This is a genomic window from Thiobacter sp. AK1, assembly GCF_039822265.1.
GTDB classification, from domain to species: Bacteria; Pseudomonadota; Gammaproteobacteria; order Burkholderiales; family Thiobacteraceae; genus Thiobacter; species Thiobacter aerophilum.
This window is the reverse complement of record NZ_JBAJEX010000002.1, coordinates 313,459-330,839: the sequence shown is the minus strand read 5'-3', so window position 1 is coordinate 330,839 and position 17,381 is coordinate 313,459. Positions and strand designations below refer to the sequence as shown.

16 protein-coding genes are annotated in these 17,381 nt (G+C 62.1%); 3 read left to right on the top strand and 13 right to left on the bottom strand.

Going from position 1 to position 17,381, the window contains the following annotated elements:
* The 8 genes from V6E02_RS04905 to mnmG form a co-directional block, all read right to left on the bottom strand.
* Positions 1-1,029 (bottom strand): alpha/beta hydrolase family protein (locus V6E02_RS04905; protein WP_347307643.1); only part of this gene is annotated, 1,029 nt, incomplete at its 3' end.
* Positions 1,030-1,043: 14 nt separating this feature from the next.
* Complete coding sequence (locus tag V6E02_RS04900) at positions 1,044-1,610, bottom strand: hypothetical protein (RefSeq protein WP_347307642.1); 567 nt, start codon at positions 1,608-1,610, stop codon at positions 1,044-1,046.
* Positions 1,611-2,348: a hypothetical protein gene (locus V6E02_RS04895; RefSeq protein WP_347307641.1), complete on the bottom strand. Its 738-nt coding sequence runs from the start codon at positions 2,346-2,348 to the stop codon at positions 1,611-1,613. It lies immediately after the preceding gene.
* Positions 2,345-4,555: a peptidase domain-containing ABC transporter gene (locus V6E02_RS04890; protein ID WP_347307640.1), complete on the bottom strand. Its 2,211-nt coding sequence runs from the start codon at positions 4,553-4,555 to the stop codon at positions 2,345-2,347. Before V6E02_RS04890 ends, V6E02_RS04895 begins: the two co-directional genes overlap by 4 nt.
* A gap of 329 nt (positions 4,556-4,884) precedes the next feature.
* Positions 4,885-5,730 (bottom strand): ParB/RepB/Spo0J family partition protein, encoded by an 846-nt coding sequence (locus V6E02_RS04885; RefSeq protein ID WP_347307639.1) that lies wholly within the window; start codon positions 5,728-5,730, stop codon positions 4,885-4,887.
* Positions 5,731-5,743: 13 nt separating this feature from the next.
* Entirely contained in the window at positions 5,744-6,526 is a 783-nt protein-coding gene (locus V6E02_RS04880; RefSeq protein WP_347307638.1) for a ParA family protein, read from the bottom strand.
* A 1-nt stretch (position 6,527) separates the two neighbouring features.
* Positions 6,528-7,163 (bottom strand): 16S rRNA (guanine(527)-N(7))-methyltransferase RsmG, encoded by a 636-nt coding sequence (rsmG, locus tag V6E02_RS04875; protein ID WP_347307637.1) that lies wholly within the window; start codon positions 7,161-7,163, stop codon positions 6,528-6,530.
* Positions 7,160-9,055, bottom strand: a complete 1,896-nt coding sequence (mnmG, locus tag V6E02_RS04870; protein ID WP_347307636.1) for a tRNA uridine-5-carboxymethylaminomethyl(34) synthesis enzyme MnmG — start codon at positions 9,053-9,055, stop codon at positions 7,160-7,162. The genes rsmG and mnmG overlap by 4 nt, the downstream gene beginning before the upstream one ends.
* Before the next feature lie 145 nt (positions 9,056-9,200).
* On the opposite strand from mnmG, the gene V6E02_RS04865 reads away from it, so the two are divergent.
* Complete coding sequence (locus V6E02_RS04865) at positions 9,201-10,691, top strand: 2Fe-2S iron-sulfur cluster-binding protein (RefSeq protein WP_347307635.1); 1,491 nt, start codon at positions 9,201-9,203, stop codon at positions 10,689-10,691.
* 17 nt (positions 10,692-10,708) lie between these two features.
* Here the strand turns inward: V6E02_RS04865 and mnmE are convergent, their stop codons facing one another.
* From mnmE to rpmH, 5 genes are read right to left on the bottom strand one after another with little or no spacing between them, the layout of a single operon-like run.
* On the bottom strand, positions 10,709-12,037 hold the full coding sequence (gene mnmE, locus V6E02_RS04860; RefSeq protein WP_347307634.1) for a tRNA uridine-5-carboxymethylaminomethyl(34) synthesis GTPase MnmE: 1,329 nt from the start codon (positions 12,035-12,037) through the stop codon (positions 10,709-10,711).
* On the bottom strand, positions 12,024-13,664 hold the full coding sequence (gene yidC, locus V6E02_RS04855) for a membrane protein insertase YidC (RefSeq protein WP_347307633.1): 1,641 nt from the start codon (positions 13,662-13,664) through the stop codon (positions 12,024-12,026). The genes mnmE and yidC overlap by 14 nt, the downstream gene beginning before the upstream one ends.
* A gap of 59 nt (positions 13,665-13,723) precedes the next feature.
* A complete protein-coding gene (gene yidD, locus V6E02_RS04850; RefSeq protein WP_347307632.1) occupies positions 13,724-13,948 on the bottom strand; it encodes a membrane protein insertion efficiency factor YidD in 225 nt (74 codons plus the stop codon).
* Positions 13,924-14,352 (bottom strand): ribonuclease P protein component, encoded by a 429-nt coding sequence (gene rnpA / locus V6E02_RS04845; RefSeq protein ID WP_430626767.1) that lies wholly within the window; start codon positions 14,350-14,352, stop codon positions 13,924-13,926. The genes yidD and rnpA overlap by 25 nt, the downstream gene beginning before the upstream one ends.
* On the bottom strand, positions 14,321-14,455 hold the full coding sequence (gene rpmH / locus V6E02_RS04840; RefSeq protein ID WP_347307630.1) for a 50S ribosomal protein L34: 135 nt from the start codon (positions 14,453-14,455) through the stop codon (positions 14,321-14,323). The genes rnpA and rpmH overlap by 32 nt, the downstream gene beginning before the upstream one ends.
* A gap of 208 nt (positions 14,456-14,663) precedes the next feature.
* On the opposite strand from rpmH, the gene dnaA reads away from it, so the two are divergent.
* Both dnaA and dnaN read left to right on the top strand, forming a co-directional pair.
* A complete protein-coding gene (gene dnaA, locus V6E02_RS04835; protein ID WP_347307658.1) occupies positions 14,664-15,989 on the top strand; it encodes a chromosomal replication initiator protein DnaA in 1,326 nt (441 codons plus the stop codon).
* Positions 15,990-16,205: 216 nt separating this feature from the next.
* Positions 16,206-17,315 (top strand): DNA polymerase III subunit beta, encoded by a 1,110-nt coding sequence (dnaN, locus tag V6E02_RS04830; RefSeq protein ID WP_347307629.1) that lies wholly within the window; start codon positions 16,206-16,208, stop codon positions 17,313-17,315.
* Positions 17,316-17,381: the final 66 nt, after the last annotated feature.

The window sequence follows — 17,381 nt, the reverse complement described above, 5'->3', positions numbered from 1 at the left end:
GTGGGTGTAGAAATCGTTGCGGTCGGCCGCGAGGGCAGAATAGGTCTTGCCGTAAATCTTGCCGACCGCGGCCAGCGTGGCTTCCAGGCTGTTGGCGGCGATGTTGGCAGAGGCTTGCAGAATGGCGGTGATTTGGCTGCGCCCGTCGGCCGCAGTGTTGAGGGCGGGGTCGAGCTGCGCGAAGAGGCTGTAGAGGGCCAAAGAATCGGTTAACGCGACGATGCTATGGGTGTTGGCTTCCAGAAACACCGGCGTATCTACGCCGTAGGTCGTGGCATAACCGGCGATGATGTTCTTGCCGCTGCCGTAGAGATTGGTTGAGCGGCTGTCATCGAGATAGGTCGAGGGTTGGCTGATACCCAATGCACTGTTAACTTCGTTGAAGAAGACCTCCGCCGCGCCGGTATTAAATCCGGGGGCATTGTAAGTATAGAGTTGGCTGACATTGCTGTTGAAAATGCGTCCAAACGCCATCCCCAGGTGCCCGCCCAGGGAATGGCCCGTCACCGTCAGGGGCCAGGTCATCTGCGCTTGCATGCCGAGCCCGATACCAGAAACCGAGCTGAGATACAGATGCGTCCCGCTGTCGCCAACCACTTTGGTAAGCTGCGGCACAGCCTCGTTTGGTGAATGAATCAAGCGTTGGTAATAGTTGTACATGGAAACAACCTGATCGGCGGCAACGCCGCCCAAGGCCAGCGCCGCATCGCTCAATAGATCGCCCACGTCGGTTTGGGTGATCCAGGGGAAGCTAGTACCGATTTCGGTACCGCGGATGGCGAAGAAAGTTTCGGTGCCTTTCTGAAAGACGGTGGCGGAGAAACCAGCGGAGGCGTCGGTGTATTGGTCGAGGATGGAATAACCATCAGCAGCGTCAGCGAAACGGGTGGCTTGGGAGGGAGACATACCAGCACGAATCAAAGCTTGCTGATATCTCGTTTTGTCCTGATTCATCCGGAGATCAAGTTCCGCATAAGCAGCCAGAGACAGTTGTGCATTCTCGAAATAACTGGAAATCGTGTTGGCCATGATCGTCTCCTCCATCAATTCCTAGTGGAAAGCGGTTTGAATACCTGTTTTAAGAAACCGCGATAATCGTACTCTTGAAGGGATGGGCAACCTGTTCCCCGAATTTGCAGTCCAGTACTGTTTGCAAGCCATCCACCGAAATGAATAAAGCTAATATACCGGCCAAGAATCTGCTGGGTTTGCTTATCTGTTACAACGTGCGCATGCCTCTTTATATGAAAAATCTCTGAGTGGTTTTCTTGCCACTCTTCAGAGAACTCATAACGCTGCCCAAGCAGGGTCTTATCAGCGAGTCCATCTGCCGTGATAAACCTCGGCCTTCCATCCGGAAACCAGTACTCAGGTCCTAGCTCTACCGTTTTATAAACCCTCACCCCGCTTTCTGCTTCACAGAGATACTGAAAATAAATTTTCCCAACAATCACATCCCACATCGGGATCAGAAAAAACACCAGCACAGAAATAATCGCGGCGATCACTTTAGCGCGACGTCCGCTGAACCGCCGCACAATCAAGACCGTTACCGCAAAAGTAATCGCGAGATAGATTACGAATCCGCCAATGAGCATTAATGCAATCATTTACGCCGCCTCCTGCAGTGGGGTTTTGTTTCCGTTGTCGGGCGCACGATGTAGGCGCAAGTGACGAGAAGCCCCAGCCGCTGTTCGGACCAGCCTGACAACTTCAGGCGACAGCATCCTGCCCTTCCCGCCGCTGAGGGCATCGTCCCCGCCCCTGCCGTAGAGCTTGTCCCACTTCCCGCCGCCGGTGAGGATGTCGGTGTTGGCCGAGCCGAACTTGATCTGGGTCAGGCTATTGAGGGGTTGGCTGACGATGGATGAGCTTGGTCCGAGATAGAGCTTGTAGGGAAGATAATTGCCGTTGTCTTCGAAGTACTGCGGACTGCCGGTGTAGGCGACCCAGGTGGTGGCGAGCGTGGTGGCGTCGGCGGTGATGTCGTTGTCCTGGTTGTTGGCCTGAATCTTGTTGTAGAGGAACGCGGCGCGGTCTTTCAGGTATTCGTCGGTGAGGCTGCCGGTGCGGGCAGCAGAGTCATAGAGATCCAGGGAATGGTCGGCGTTGATCGTGCTGTATAAGCCGCTCGCATTGGTGAGGATGAAGGGGTTGAGCTTCAACAGCGCGTAGCGGGCGGCGGGATCGGCCTTCGCGGCGGCGATCAGGTCGGCCGTGGAGTTGTTGACCAGGGAATCGACAGTCAGGGCGTAGCGGGGGGCCGTGGCCGTGCCGACATTGAACGGAGAGCGCTTCGGATAATCCGGAAGGCCAAAAAGATTGAAGGATCGAATTTGCTCTCTCACATCTCCTCCTTCACCGCACTCATCTGCATGCCCTGCTGCCCCATATTCACCACCTCATCCACTTGCAGGCCCTTGGGCACCTGGTGGGTGATGAAGATCGTCGTCACCTTGCCCTTGAGTCGGTTGATGGTCTGGGCGAAATGTTCGGCGGTCTGCTGATCCAGGTTGGAGATCGCCTCGTCGAAGATCAGCACCTTGGGGCGCTTGAGCAGGGCGCGGGCAATCGCAATGCGCTGCCGCTGCCCGCCCGATAGACCCGTGCCGCGCTCGCCGATCTCGGTCTGATAGCCCTGCGGGAGTTTCTCGATCACCTCGTGGATTTCCGCCGCTTTGCACGCAGCGACCACGTCCTCGAAGCTTGCATGCGGGTGGGCCATGACCAGGTTGTCGTAGAGGGTGCCTGAGAACAGCACCGTCTCCTGCGGCACCACGCCGAAGGCGGCGCGCAGTTCATTGGCCGCCAGCGTGCGGATGTCGCGCCCGTCGAGGGTGATTTGGCCTTCCTGCGGGAGGTAGAAGCCCAGCATCAGCTTGGCCAGGGTGCTCTTGCCGCAGCCGGAAGGGCCCATCAGTACCGTCAGCTTGCCGGCGGGAAGGGTGAGATTGAGGTTGCGGTAGAGCCAAGGGTGTCGTTCCGAATAGCGGAAACTCACATCGCGGAGGTCGATGCGGCCTTCGCCGCCCGCGGCGCGTTGCGGCGTGAGCGTGAAGGGCTCCTGCGGCATGTCCAGGATGTCGCCCAGCCGTTTCACCGAAATACTGGCCTGCTGGAATTCCTGCCACAGCCCGACCAGCCGCAACAGGGGCTGGCTCATGCGGCTGGCGAACATCTGGAAGGCCACCAGCATGCCCACCGTCATGCCCGCTTCGGGCTGCATCACCAGCCACGCCCCGACAATGAGGATGGACAGCGTCATCACCTGCTCCAAGCCGTTGGCCACCACGTTATAGGTGTTGCCCACCTGCTTGGTCGCGAAGCCGGCCGAGAGGTATTGCGCCAGATAGGTGCCGTAGCGCTTACCGACATCCGGCTCCAGTTGCAGGGATTTGACCGTGGCCATGCCGGCGAGGTATTCGGTCAGGAAGGCTTGATTCCTCGCGCCGAGCAGGAACTGCTTGTCCAGTCGCTCACGAAAGATGGGCACCATGATGAGGCTCACGATGACGATCAGCGCCAGGATGCCCAGGGCAATCAGCGTGAGCTGCCAACTGTAGGAAAACATCACCGCCAGGAAGATGAGCAGGAAGGGCAGGTCGAGCACCAGGCTGACCGCGCTGCCTGCGATGAACTCGCGCAGCTGCTCCACGCCGTGCAGCCGGGCGACCAGGGTGCCGGTGGGGCGGGCGTCGAAGTACGGCATCGGCAGGTGCAGCAGATGCTTGAACACCTTTTCCCCCAGCACGGCATCGATTCGGCTACCAGTGTGCAGCACCAGATACTGGCGCAGCCAGCTCATGGCGCTGGTAAAGAGCATGAACACCACCAGCGCCACGCCCAGCACGATGAGCGTGCTTTCCGAATGGTGAACGATGACCTTGTCGATGATGACCTGGGTAAAAAGCGGCGTGGCCAGGCCCACCAATTGGATAGCCAGGCTGGCCAAGAGCACATCGCGCCAGATGCGCTTGTGGCGCAGTAGTTCGGGCACGAACCAGGAAAAGCCGAAGGGCTTTTTCTGGGGCTCGGGGGATTCGGCGCGGCTTGCGGACTCCGACACCGGCGGATCGGCCTGCGCCACCAGCAGCAGAACCGGCGCGGCTTGAACGCGGGCCTCATCGAGCGCCACGGTTTCCGGGGCGGACTGGCCGGGCTTGACCCAGGCCAGGGTGTCGTCACCGTGCTGGACGATGAGCGCCGGGGTGAGGGGCGTGCGGGAGGGTGGCTGGGGAGAGGCTGCAGCTTCTGTTTCGGGGGAAGCTGTGTGAGTGGTTTCAGTTGCCGGAACTGGCAGCAGCGCCACGGCGGGCAGCGGCAAAGATGAGAGTCCCGCTTCGGGCCAGCGCGCCAGCCCCGCCTTGAGGCCGAGCGCGTTCAAAGCCTCGATCAGCGTGGGTAGATCAAAGGGCGGCGGAAAACGCCGAATCACCAGCTCGGCATCGAAGGGCTGGCGATACAAACCGGCCAGGTTCGCCAGAAGCCACAGCGCGGCTTGGGTTTCTACGCGTTCTTCCGGATCGGTAACCGTGTCCCGATGCGCGCCCCGCATGCTCTGCTCATTGGCTTCGTTGTTTCTGCGTCAAACCAGATATGCCAACGTACTGAAGGCACTCTTTTATGTCAAGTGCATGTATTTGCCCATGTAGAGAGCAAATAAACTGCCCGGACTTGTAACACGTGGTTCGTCCGGTTTTATTGGGTACCGAGGAGGTGTCTGATGAGAGGGGCGGAAGTGTGACAGGCGATACGGAAGATGCGATTTGAAGCAGCCTATGCAGGCTGCCGTTCGGGGCGGCTGTTGGGAGTGTCTGACCGCACGTGTCAAGCGATGTGGTGCGCTAGGAGTATGTCACAAATTCAGGGAAGGCTGATGAAAGCTTAAGCCCCGCCTAGCCGCGCGAGGATGGCATCGAGCTGGTCGAGCGTAGCGTAGTCGATGGTGAGACGACCCGCGCCCTTGCGGCCATGGCGGATGCGCACCGTGGCACCCAGGCGCTCCGACAGTTCCTGTTCCAGCCGCTGGATGTCGCGATCGGATTCTGGCAGCGTCCCTTTGCGGACTGGTTTAAGAAGGCGCGCCACGCGTTTTTCCGTCTCCCGCACCGACAGGCCCTTGGCCGCCACTTCATGGGCCACGGTGATCTGCTGGGCGGCCGGCAAAGGCAAGAGCGCGCGCGCATGGCCCATGTCCAGGGTGCCAGCCAACACCATGTCCTGCACTGTTTGGGGCAGCTGACGCAGGCGTAGCAGATTGCTGACAGCGGAGCGGGAACGCCCCACTGCCTCCGCCGCGTCTTCATGGGTCATGCCGAATTCCTCGATCAGGCGCTGAATGCCTTGGGCCTCTTCGATGGGATTGAGATCCTCGCGCTGGATATTCTCGATCAAGGCCATGGCCAAGGCCGCCTCGTCTGGCACGTCGCGCACCAGCACCGGCACCTGTTTGAGTCCCGCCATCTGCGCCGCCCGCCAGCGGCGCTCGCCGGCAATGATCTCGTACTGGCCGCTCGCCAGCGGGCGCACCAGGATGGGCTGCATGATGCCCTGCGCCTTGATCGATGCGGCGAGTTCCGCCAGCGAAGCGGCGTCCATGTGGGCGCGCGGCTGGTATTTCCCGGGCTGCAGAAGCCCGATGTCCAACTCGCGTGGGGTATCCGGGGCGGTCGGCGCCTCGCCACCCAGGAGTGCATCGAGGCCGCGGCCCAGACCTTTCATCTTCGCCATGGCAGTCCGCGCGTCATGGAGCGACGCCCACGCCCTCGCGCCGGCGCAGGAACTCTCCGGCCAGCGCGAGATAGGCAAGCGCACCCTTGGAGGAACGGTCGTGGTAGAACACCGGCAACCCGTAACTGGGCGCCTCTGCCAGGCGCACGTTGCGGGGAATGATGGTGCTGTAGACCTTGTCGCCGAAGTGCTGGGTGAGCTGCTGGGAGACCTGCTGCGCGAGCGCGTTGCGTGGGTCGTACATGGTGCGCAGCAAGCCCTCGATCTCCAGCTCCGGATTGAGATGGGCACGCACCTTCTTGACGGTGTTGATTAGATCGGTCAGGCCTTCCAGCGCGTAATACTCGCATTGCATTGGGATCATCACGGAATGGGCCGCCACCAGCCCGTTCAAGGTGAGGAGATTGAGGGCGGGCGGGCAATCGATCAGGACGTAATCGTATTCATTGGCCACTGGCGCCAGCGCCTCGCGCAGCCGGCGCTCGCGCCGTTCTTCGTCAACGAGTTCCACCTCGGCGCCGGCAAGCTCACGATTGGCAGGAAGCAGGTCGTATTTCGCCTGCGGCGTGGTGAGGCGGGTTTGCGCCACCGTGTGCTGTTCCAGCAAGACATGATACACGGTGCGGGCAAGTCCCGTCTTGGCGATGCCACTGCCGGTGGTGGCATTGCCCTGGGGATCGAGATCCACCAGCAGCACGCGGCGCTTCGCTGCCGCCAACCCCGCGGCGAGGTTGACGCTGGTGGTGGTCTTGCCCACGCCACCCTTTTGGTTCGCGATCGCGAGGATCTTGGCCATGTCAGCGCACCTCCATCACCACCAAGTGCCGCTGGGCGGCAAGCCCCGGCACTCGCAGGGGAATCACGTCGCGCAGCACCACCTCGGGCGGCAGCTGCAAAAGTTCCTCGTGGGGATAGAGGCCCTTCATCGCCAGCAGCCGCCCGCCTGGCGCGACCAGATGCCGCGCCAGGCGCGCGAATTCCTTCAGATCGGCAAAAGCCCGGCAGATCACCGCATCGGCCGGCGCCGAAAGACGCAGGCGCTCCACTCGCTCACACCTCACCGAGGCATTGGGAAGCGCCAGTTCCAATAGCGCCTGCTGCATGAAACTCGTCTTTTTGTGGCTGGCGTCGGCCAGCACCACCTTGAGCTGCGGCCGCGCGATGGCCAGGGGAATGCCCGGCAAGCCCGCCCCCGCGCCCACGTCAACCAGGGTCGCCACCTCCCCGAGATGGGGTAGCACCGAGAGACTGTCCAGCAGGTGTTGTGTCACCATGGCCTGCGGCTCGCGCACGGCGGTGAGATTGTAGACCTTGTTCCATTTCAGCAAGAGCTCGAGATAGGCGATGAGCTTCGCCTCCTGCGAGGACAACAGGGCCACCCCCAGTTCTGCCGCGCCTAAATGCAGCGTGTCTTCCAGGCTGGCCACGTTCATGCGCGTTGGCTCTCCCGCCGCTTCAGGTGCACCAGCAACAGGGAAATGGCGGCGGGTGTGACGCCGGAGATGCGCGCCGCCTGTCCCAGCGTCTCGGGCTTGTGGGCGTTGAGTTTCTGCTGCACCTCGATGGACAAGCCACGCACCTCGCGGTAATCGAGATCCGGCGGCAGGCGCAGATGTTCGGTGGCGCGATGGCGTTGCACCTCTTCCCGCTGGCGGTCGATGTAACCCTGATACTTCGCCTGGATTTCCAGCTGTTCCACCACCTGCGGATCGCTCACCGGCGCAGCGCCCTCTGGCAGGGCACCGGGCAGAGTCATCAGGCTTGCGTAGCGCACGCCCGGGCGGCGCAGCAGGTCGAACAGGCTGTGCTCCCGCTCCAGGGGCTGGCCCAGTACGCGCACCGCGTCGGACTCGCGCAGCGTGCGCGGATTGACCCAAGTGTCTTTCAGACGTTCTTGCTCGCGAGCGATGGCATCCCGCTTGCGGTTGAACTGCTCCCAGCGCACATCGTCCACCACGCCCAGGCGGCGGCCGATCTCCGTCAGGCGCAGGTCGGCATTGTCCTCGCGCAGGGAGAGGCGGTACTCGGCGCGGCTGGTGAACATGCGATAGGGCTCCATCACGCCCCGGGTGACCAGGTCATCCACCATCACGCCGATGTAGGCTTCGCCGCGTCCGGGGCACCAGGGCTCTTCCTCCCGCACGTACAGCCCGGCATTGATGCCGGCAAGCACGCCCTGGGCGGCCGCTTCCTCGTAGCCGGTGGTGCCGTTGATCTGACCAGCGAAGAACAGCCCCCGGATGGCCTTGGTCTCCAGCGAGCGCTTCAACCCACGTGGATCGAAATAGTCGTACTCGATGGCATAGCCGGGACGGGTGATGTGGGCGCGCTCGAAGCCGCGGATGGACCGCACCAGTTCCAGCTGCACGTCGAAGGGCAGGCTGGTGGAGATGCCATTGGGATAGACCTCATGGGTGGTAAGCCCCTCCGGCTCCACGAACACCTGGTGGCTGTCCTTGTCGGCAAAGCGGTGGATCTTGTCCTCGATGGAAGGACAATAGCGCGGCCCCACCCCTTCGATCACCCCGGTGTACATGGGCGAGCGGTCCAGCCCGCCGCGGATGATTTCGTGGGTGCGCGGGTTGGTCTGGGTGATCCAGCAAGACACCTGGCGCGGATGCTGGCTGGCATCACCCAGGAAGGAAAACACCGGCACGGGAACATCGCCCGGCTGCTCGGTCATCACGGAATAATCGATGGTGCGGCCGTCGATGCGCGGCGGCGTGCCGGTCTTGAGCCGCCCGACGGGCAAGTCGAGCTCCCGCAGACGCGCGGCGAGGCTCAAGGAAGCCGGATCGCCCGCCCGACCCGCGCGGTAGTTGGAAAGCCCCACGTGCACCAGGCCGCCGAGGAAGGTGCCCGCGGTGAGCACCACGGCACGCGCCCAGAAGCGGATGCCCAGTTGAGTCACCGCCCCCGCCACGCGATCGCCTTCAAGGATCAAGTCATCGACGGCCTGCTGGAAGATCCACAGACGGGGCTGATTTTCCAGACGGCGGCGGATCGCCTGCTTGTAGAGCACCCGGTCGGCCTGGGCCCGGGTGGCGCGCACCGCCGGGCCCTTGCTGGAATTGAGGATGCGGAACTGGATGCCGGCCTCGTCGGTCGCGGCTGCCATGGCGCCGCCCAGGGCATCCACCTCCTTGACCAGATGGCCCTTGCCGATGCCGCCGATGGAAGGATTGCAGGACATCTGGCCCAGGGTCTCGATGTTGTGGGTGAGCAGCAAGGTATCCACGCCCATGCGCGCGCAGGCGAGCGCGGCCTCGGTGCCGGCGTGGCCACCACCAATCACGATGACACCGAAGACCTGGGGGAAATCCATGCTGCGGAAAGTCCGGAAAAGGATTGCATGATACGTGAAATCCCTGTGCCGGGTAAGCGTGGGCACGTGTCAAAACAGGGGCTTATATAGTGCCCTTGGTTTGCGTTAAGCTACTAAATCAAAGCCAGTCGGAACCCTCGCCCCCATGCCCCGCTTGTTGAACCTCGCTCGCGCCGCCCGCCTGGTCGGTACTTCCCGCGGCACCCTGCAGCAGAAAATCCAGGCTGGCGAACTGCAATCCTTCGACGGCCAGGTGAGCCTGGAAGAACTCCAGCGTGTGTTCCCGGAAGCAGCCCTGGAAGACAACACCGTGCTGGAACACGTGGAAGGCATCAAAGAAAAGGCCTTCGGCCGCCGCGTCGCAGAGCGCACCTTGCCGCCGGCGGAAGTGCTCGCCGCGCGGGTGCACGAGATGGGGAAGGAATTGGCCGAATCCAAGGCCCTCTTGAGCCACAGCACCGGGGTGCTGGAACGACTCCATAAGCTGCTCGACGAGTGGGCCGTGCAAGACGGCGCCACTGGGGAGGTCGCGCGTCGCCTCAAATCCTGGTTGCACGAGCAGATGTTGGCCACGCCCGCCACCGATGACCGTGCCTGGGGCCTGCTGCTGCGGGACAGTCTGCTCAAGGTCATGGCAGCCCAGGTCAAGGTGCTGCCCACGGGCGAGGAGTTTTTCGTAGAAGGCGGCGACACCATCCTGGAGGCCGCCCTGCGCGCCGGCGTTCCCCTAGCCTATGGCTGTTCCAGCGGCCAGTGCGGCACCTGTCGCGCGCGGGTGGTCTCGGGTGAGGTCAAGCAAGTACGCCCCACCGAATACAAGCTGGCGCCGGCGGCGAAAGCACAAGGGGAAGTTCTGTTGTGCTCCACCACGGCGGTGACCGACGTGGTGCTTGAGGCCTCCGTGGCCCAGACACCGCAAGACGTCGGGCTTCAGAGCCTGCGCGCGGAAGTGCGCAGTGTGGAACACCCCACGCCGCAGGTGGCGGTGCTGCATCTGCGCACGCCTAAGCGCAACCGGCTGCGTTTCCTCGCGGGCCAGCGGGTGCGCCTGACGTTCGGCCAAACCCTGAGCGCGGAACTGCCGGTGGCAAGCTGCCCCTGCGAAGACCGCCATCTGGAGTTTCACGTGCGGCGCGTGGAAGGCTACCCCTTCGCGGACCACGTGTTCCAGGCCCTCTCGCCCGGGCAGGAAGTGGGGGTAGACGGGCCTTTTGGCGATTTCGTGTTGGATCGGCGTTCCACCCGTCCCGTGCTATTCCTCGCCTTCTGCACCGGTTTCGCCCCCATCAAGAGCCTGATGGAGCATGCCCTTGCACTGGAGAACGCGCCGGCCATCCACCTGGTTTGGATCGGCGCGCGTGCCGAATCCCTCTATGCCGCCAACCTGTGCCGCGCGTGGGCCGATGCCCTGGACCACGTATCCTTCACGCCGGTGATCGCCGGCGGCGATCTGGAGGCCACTGCCAGTCGCCAGGCGCAGGTGGTGCCTCGCGTGCTCCAAGAAGCACTGGGGGCACGGCCGGACCTGGCGGGCATGGACGCCTACGTGGCCGGCCCCACCCTGGCCGTGCAGACCGCCCGCGCATGGCTGGTGGCGCGCGGGGTAGGTCACGTGGTGTGCGACGAGGAGGGTTGAGAAACCCGGCAGTGGCTTCACTTGCCGATGCAGAAGCGGGAAAAGATCTCGCCCAAGAGATCGTCCGGCGTGAATTCGCCGGTAATGGTGGCGAGCTGGTTTTGGGCCAGTTTGAGCTCTTCGGCCAGTAGTTCCAGCGCCTCCCAGTTGCGCTGCGCCGCTTCCAGATGGGTGCGTGCCTGCGCGAGGGCATTCAGGTGGCGGGTGCGCGCCATATAGATGCCTTCTCCGGTCTGCTGCCAGCCCGCCAGTTCCAGCAGTCGCTGCCGTAACAGATCAAGCCCGGCGCCGGTTTTGGCGGAAAGATAGACCCCATTGGGCTCCACGTGGGGGACGTCTTGCGTCAGATCGATTTTGTTGAACACCCGCAGCACAGTCAATCCCGGCGGCAGCCGTGCCAGGATGGCAGCATCCTCTGGCGCCAGGCCCTGCGCCGCATCGATTACCACTAAGGCAAGATCCGCTTTTTCCACCGCCGCCCAGGTGCGGGCGATGCCCAGTCGCTCCACCTCGTCGCTTGCCTCGCGCAGACCTGCGGTGTCGATGATATGCAGTGGGATGCCTTCGACATGGATCTCCTCGCGCAAGGTATCGCGCGTCGTGCCCGCGAGCGGCGTGACGATGGCCACTTCTTCGCCTGCCAGACGGTTGAGCAAGCTGGATTTACCCACATTAGGGCGCCCCACCAGAACCACCTGGAGACCTTCCCGCAGCAGACTTCCCTGACGGGCGCGGGTTTGCACGGTGGCCAGCCGCGCTTGGAGCTCACCAAGTTTTTCCCGAGCATGCGCCGCGCTCAAAAAATCGATTTGCTCCTCGGGAAAATCGAGGCTGGCTTCCACTAGCATGCGCAGCTCGATCAGACCCTCCACCAGCGCCTGGATCTCCCGGGAAAAGTCGCCACGCAGGGAACGCAGCGCGCTTCTCGCTGCCTGGGTCGAGGCCGCATCGATGAGGTCCGCCACCGCTTCCGCCTGAGCTAGGTCGAGCTTGTCGTTGAGATAGGCGCGGCGAGTGAATTCCCCGGGCTCGGCCAGGCGCGCGCCGAGGGCAAGACACCGTTCGAGGACCAGCTGCAGCACGGCTGGGCCGCCGTGGCCCTGGAGCTCCAGCACGTCCTCGCCGGTGAAGGAATGGGGAGCAGGAAAAAATAGGGCGATGCCCCGGTCTAGCGCCTCGCCGGCAGCGCCGCGGAAATCGGCCAAGGTGGCGTGGCGGGGCGAGGGCAGGCGGCCCAAGATCGCCGCAGCGATGCGACGGACATCAGGGCCAGACACGCGCACCACGCCGATGCCACCTCGGCCGGGCGGCGTGGCGACTGCCGCGATGGTATCACTTGGTCCCACCCTTGGTCTCGCCGCCCAGGAGGCTGTTGATGCGCCACTGCTGGAGGATGGAAAGGAGATTGTTCACCAGCCAGTAGAGCACCAGGCCCGCCGGGAAGAAGAAGAACATGACCGAGAAAACGATGGGCATGATCATCATGACCTTGGCCTGGATGGGGTCCGGCGGGGTCGGATTGAGCTTGGTCTGCACGATCATGGACAGGCCCATGAGCACGGGCAGCACGTAATAGGGATCGGGCGCGGTAAGATCCTGGATCCACAGCGCGAACGGGGCATGACGCATCTCCACGCTGTAGAGCAGCACCCAGTAGAGGGCGATGAACACCGGGATTTGAATCAGGACAGGCAGACAGCCCCCCATGGGATTGATTCTCTCGCTCTTGTAAAGCTCCATCATGGCCTGGTGCAATTTCTGGCGATCGTCACCGTACCGTTCCTTGATCTGCTGCAGGCGCGGCGCGACCGCCTTCATCTTGGCCATGGAGCGATAGCTCGCGGCGGAGAGGGGATAAAAAACCAGCTTGATCAAGACGGTGAGGGCGATGATGGCCCAGCCCCAGTTGCCGAACAGCCCATGCAGGGTCTTGAGCAGCCAAAATAGGGGCTTGGCAATGATGGTGAGCATGCCATAGTCCACCGCCAAATCGAGACCGGGGGCGAGGGTTTTCAGGGTTTCCTGGTCCTGGGGGCCCACGTAGAGGCCGGTGTTCAGCACCGCCGTGGCGCCCGGCGCGATTTGCCCGACCGGGAGAATGACGCCAACGGCATAGAGATGATCGGCGAGCTTGCGCGTATAGTACTCCCGCTCCGGGCCGGCCGGCGGGAGATAAGCCGCGAGGAAATAGTGCTGCAGCATGGCCACCCAGCCATCCCGGGCTTTCACCGACGGCTTGCCCTTGGCGATGTCGGAGAAGGGTATTTTGTGGAATTTGTCGGCCTCAGTGTACACAGCCGGACCGGTATAGGTGGGCATCAGGCTGGACTCCCCCGCCGGCGGTGTATCGTCGCGCAAGAACTGGAAATAGGCGTCGGCTGCCAGCGGCGCAGTGCCGGTGTTGTGAATCTCGTAGCGCAAACCAATGAGGTAGCTGCCACGCCGGAATGTATAGACCTTGTCCACCCGCAGCCCGCCCGGGGCCTCCCAAGTCAAGCGAACGTCCACCGTCTGCGCCTCTGGTGTCAGGGTATAGGCGCTACGGTCGGCGCGGAAGACCTCCTTATGGGTCGGTAGCCCCTTGCCCAGCAAGCCACTTTGCGCAACATACCAATGGGGAGGGTCGTCCGCCAGCAGCACCATGGGTTTGCGACGATCCTCGGTGGCGCCATGGCGCAGCAGCACGACTTTGCGCAGATCACCGCCGATGGTATCCAGTTCGGCGTCGATCACATCGGTCCGCACGCGGATGCGCTGTCCTTTGGGCAAGGTCGCGGCCTGCGTTGCGAGCGGTTGGAGCGTCGATACCGCAGTTCCCAGCGCCTGGCTTGGTTGAGGCACCGCATCGGTGGAACCCTGGCGAGGGGCTGGGGCGACGCCCACCTTGGCGCCGTTGTAATCCTGCCAGGCCTGCCATAGCAGGAGCAGCGAAAAAGAAAAAACGATGAAGAGAATCAGGCGCTGGGTATCCATCGAAGCGATCTCGGAACGGAAAGAATTGGGGCGGGAGCTTTAGCGTCTCGCTGTTGTTGTTACTGCCCCGCGCGCGGCGGAACGGGATCACTGCCGCCGGCGGCCCAGGGATGGCAACGCGCTAGGCGCTTCGCGGTCAGCCACAGGCCACGCACGGGACCGTGCTCGGTAATGGCCTGGGAAGCGTATTCGGAGCAAGTGGGATGATAGCGGCAATCCGCCCCCAGGTAAGGACTGAGGACGATCTGATAGAGCCGAATCAGGCGCAGGAGGAATCGGGACATGGGCACAGTCTTGCCAGATGCTGGGACAGTTCTTGCCGGACCGTTGGGAAGTCCTCTCGGCCGAAGCGCCGGGTGACCCGCACCACGAAGTCGCAGCCGCCCAGGTTGGGCTGGGCCAGGCGAAACACTTCGCGCACCACCCGTCGCATGTAATTCCGATCCACGGCCCGGCGCGCGATTGAGCGCGCCACCATCACTGCGAGGCGGGGGAAACCCAGGTCGTTGGGCTTGACCTGCACCGTTAGGAAGGCACCGCTTAAGCGCCGCCGAAAATCGAAAACGGACGAGATCTCGTCCGTTTTCCGCAAATGACTGCGTTTGGGGAAGCGGTATTGTGGCTTCAACGGCGCGGGCCCGCTAGCGCCCGCGTCTTCACACCGCGAGACGCTTCCGGCCCTTGGCACGGCGGGCGTTGATGACGGCGCGGCCACCTTTGGTCCGCATCCGGACCAGAAAACCATGGGTACGCTTGCGGCGAACAACGGAGGGCTGGTAGGTGCGTTTCATGTTGGCCTCTGCGGGTCAAAAGTCTTAAACGGTATATTACAGCAGGAAAAACCTTTCCCTGTCAACGATTAAATGACGGTCTAAGCAGGTCCAGCACGCGGCGCCGCTGTGGATAACTGGGGCGGATGCGGTACAATATGGGCTTCCTTCCCGCCCGTGGCCCGGGCTGCGTCCTTCCCCAAAACAGACCTGAAGAGGCATGAACCGGATGGATGGTTTTTGGCAGCATTGTCTCGACCGTTTCAGCAAGGAACTGACTCCCCAGCAGTTCAATACCTGGATCAAGCCACTCAAAGCGGAAGGTGACGAGGAGGGCGTGCGCCTGCTTGCGCCCAACCGGTTCGTCCAGCAGTGGGTCAAGGACAAATTCCTCTCGCGCATCCAGCAGCTTGCGGAAACCCAGTTGGGGCGCCCTGTGAATATCGAAGTGGTGCTAGGCCAGCCAGAGGTCCGGCCTGCTAGCGCAGCGGCGGAGAGTAAGGCATTCGCTCCCGCCAAGCCGGCCCGGGAAGGGCATTCGGGGCTCAATCCCGCCTTTAACTTCGCCAATTTCGTCACGGGCAAGGCCAACCAGCTCGCTCGTGCTGCGGCCATGCAAGTGGCGGAAAACCCTGGCTCTGCTTACAACCCCTTGTTCGTGTACGGCGGCGTGGGCTTAGGCAAGACCCACCTCATCCAGGCCATCGGCAATCTCGTTCTGGAACACAATCGGCACGCCAAGATCAGCTACATCCATGCAGAACGCTACGTGTCGGACGTGGTGCGCGCCTACCAGCACAAATCCTTCAACGACTTCAAGCGCTATTACCACTCCCTTGACCTACTTTTAATCGACGACATTCAATTCTTCGCGGGCAAAAGCCGCACGCAAGAGGAATTCTTCTATGCCTTCAATGCCCTGATCGAGGCACAGAAGCAAGTGATCATCACCTGCGATACCTATCCCAAGGAAATGCAGGGGATAGAGGACAGATTGGTTTCCCGATTCGGCTGGGGCCTCACCGTGGCCATCGAGCCGCCGGAGCTGGAGATGCGGGTGGCCATCCTGCTCAAGAAGGCGGAGGGGGAAACGATCGCCCTGGGTGAGGACGTGGCCTTCTTCATCGCCAAACAAATCCAATCCAACGTGCGGGAGCTGGAAGGCGCGCTCAAGCGGGTGGTCGCTTACTCTCGCTTTACAGGGCAACCCATCACTGTAGATCTCGCCAAGGAGGCACTGAAAGATCTCCTCGCCGTCCAGACGCGCCAGATTTCTATCGAAAACATTCAGAAAACCGTGGCCGACTACTACAAGATCAAAGTTGCGGAGATGTACTCGAAAAAACGCTCGCGGGTAGTGGCTCGGCCGCGGCAGATGGCGATGGCTCTCGCCAAGGAGCTGACTCAACTGAGCCTACCAGATATTGGCGATGCCTTTGGCGGACGCGACCACACCACGGTCCTCCATGCCTGCCGGCGGATCGAAGAGTTGCGTAATCAGGATCCCACTTTGAGTCGGGATTTCGCCGTCTTGATGCAGACCCTACGGGGTTGACGCTCAAGGGTGGTAAGCAAGGGGAGAAACTGGGAATGGTTTGTGGACAACCGCGCCCAACCAGGCGAAAGCCCAAGCATTCACAAAACGACTCGACAGACATCCCCAGTTCCATGCACAGGGAGCATTAGGTTAAGTTACGGAAGACAATAGAAATTCCAAGTTTTCCACAGATCCGGCGCGCCTATTTAGATTTACTATCGGAAAGAAACAACAATGCTACTGACCGAAACCGACAGGGAAACTTTACTCAAAGGACTTTCCTCCGTTACCGGCATCGTGGAACGCAGACATACCCTACCCATTTTGTCGAATGTGTTGGTGCAGGGGCAGCCGGGGCGCTTGGGTTTTCTGGCTTCCGATCTGGAGATACAGATTCATGCAGAGACGGCGCCGGTTGAAGTGCAAGCGCCGTTCCAGACGACCTGTTCGGCGCGCAAGCTGCAGGACATCCTACGCGCCTTGCCGGAAGGGACGCGGGTCAGTTTGGAATCATCGGATTCGCGACTGGTGCTCAAGGCGGGTAAGAGCCGGTTTACCCTGCAGACGCTACCGGCGGAGGACTTTCCCCGGTTCTCGGCGGGGGAGGGTGGCGAGCTGGCGATTTCGTTGACCCAGAAAACGCTGCGCCAGGCCATCCAGTTGGTGGCATTTGCCATGGCGCAGGCAGACATCCGCTATTACCTGAACGGTATGTTGATGGTGATTGGCCAGGGGGAAATGCGGCTGGTGGCGACGGATGGCCACCGGCTGAGCTTGTGCAAACGGGAACTGGAGCAGGCTCAGGGAGAAGCCCGCGAAATCATCATCCCCAGGAAAACCGTGCTGGAGGTGCAGCGGCTGTTGGCAGAGAGCGAGGAGCCGGTGTCCGTGAGGGCCGGGAAGAACCACGTGCATTTCAGCTTCGGCAACATTTCGCTGGATTCCAAGGTGGTGGATGGAAAGTTTCCCGATTACACGCGCGTGATCCCCGGGGGTTATGGTAACCGCTTCCGCGTCGATCGAGTGATGTTGCTGCAGGCGTTGCAGCGGGCAGCGATTCTATCGAACGAAAAGGTGCGCGGCGTGAGGCTGGTGCTCACAAAAGATAGCCTGAAAGTGCTGTCCAGCAACGCCGAGCAGGAGGAAGCTCAAGAGGAGTTGGAAATCGAATATGCGGGCGATGCGCTGGATATCGGCTTCAACGTCAGCTACCTGATGGACGTGCTGAGTCACGGGGAGTCCAAGGAAGTGGAATGGGCGCTGGGGGATTCCTCGAGCAGTGCGCTGATTACGGCGCCAGACGACCCAGGTTTCCAGTACGTGGTGATGCCCATGCGCATCTGAAGTAAGAGGGCGTTCATGGGGGGAAGGGGATCGCCCTTGCCCAGACGGGGACTGGCTTGGGGCGGG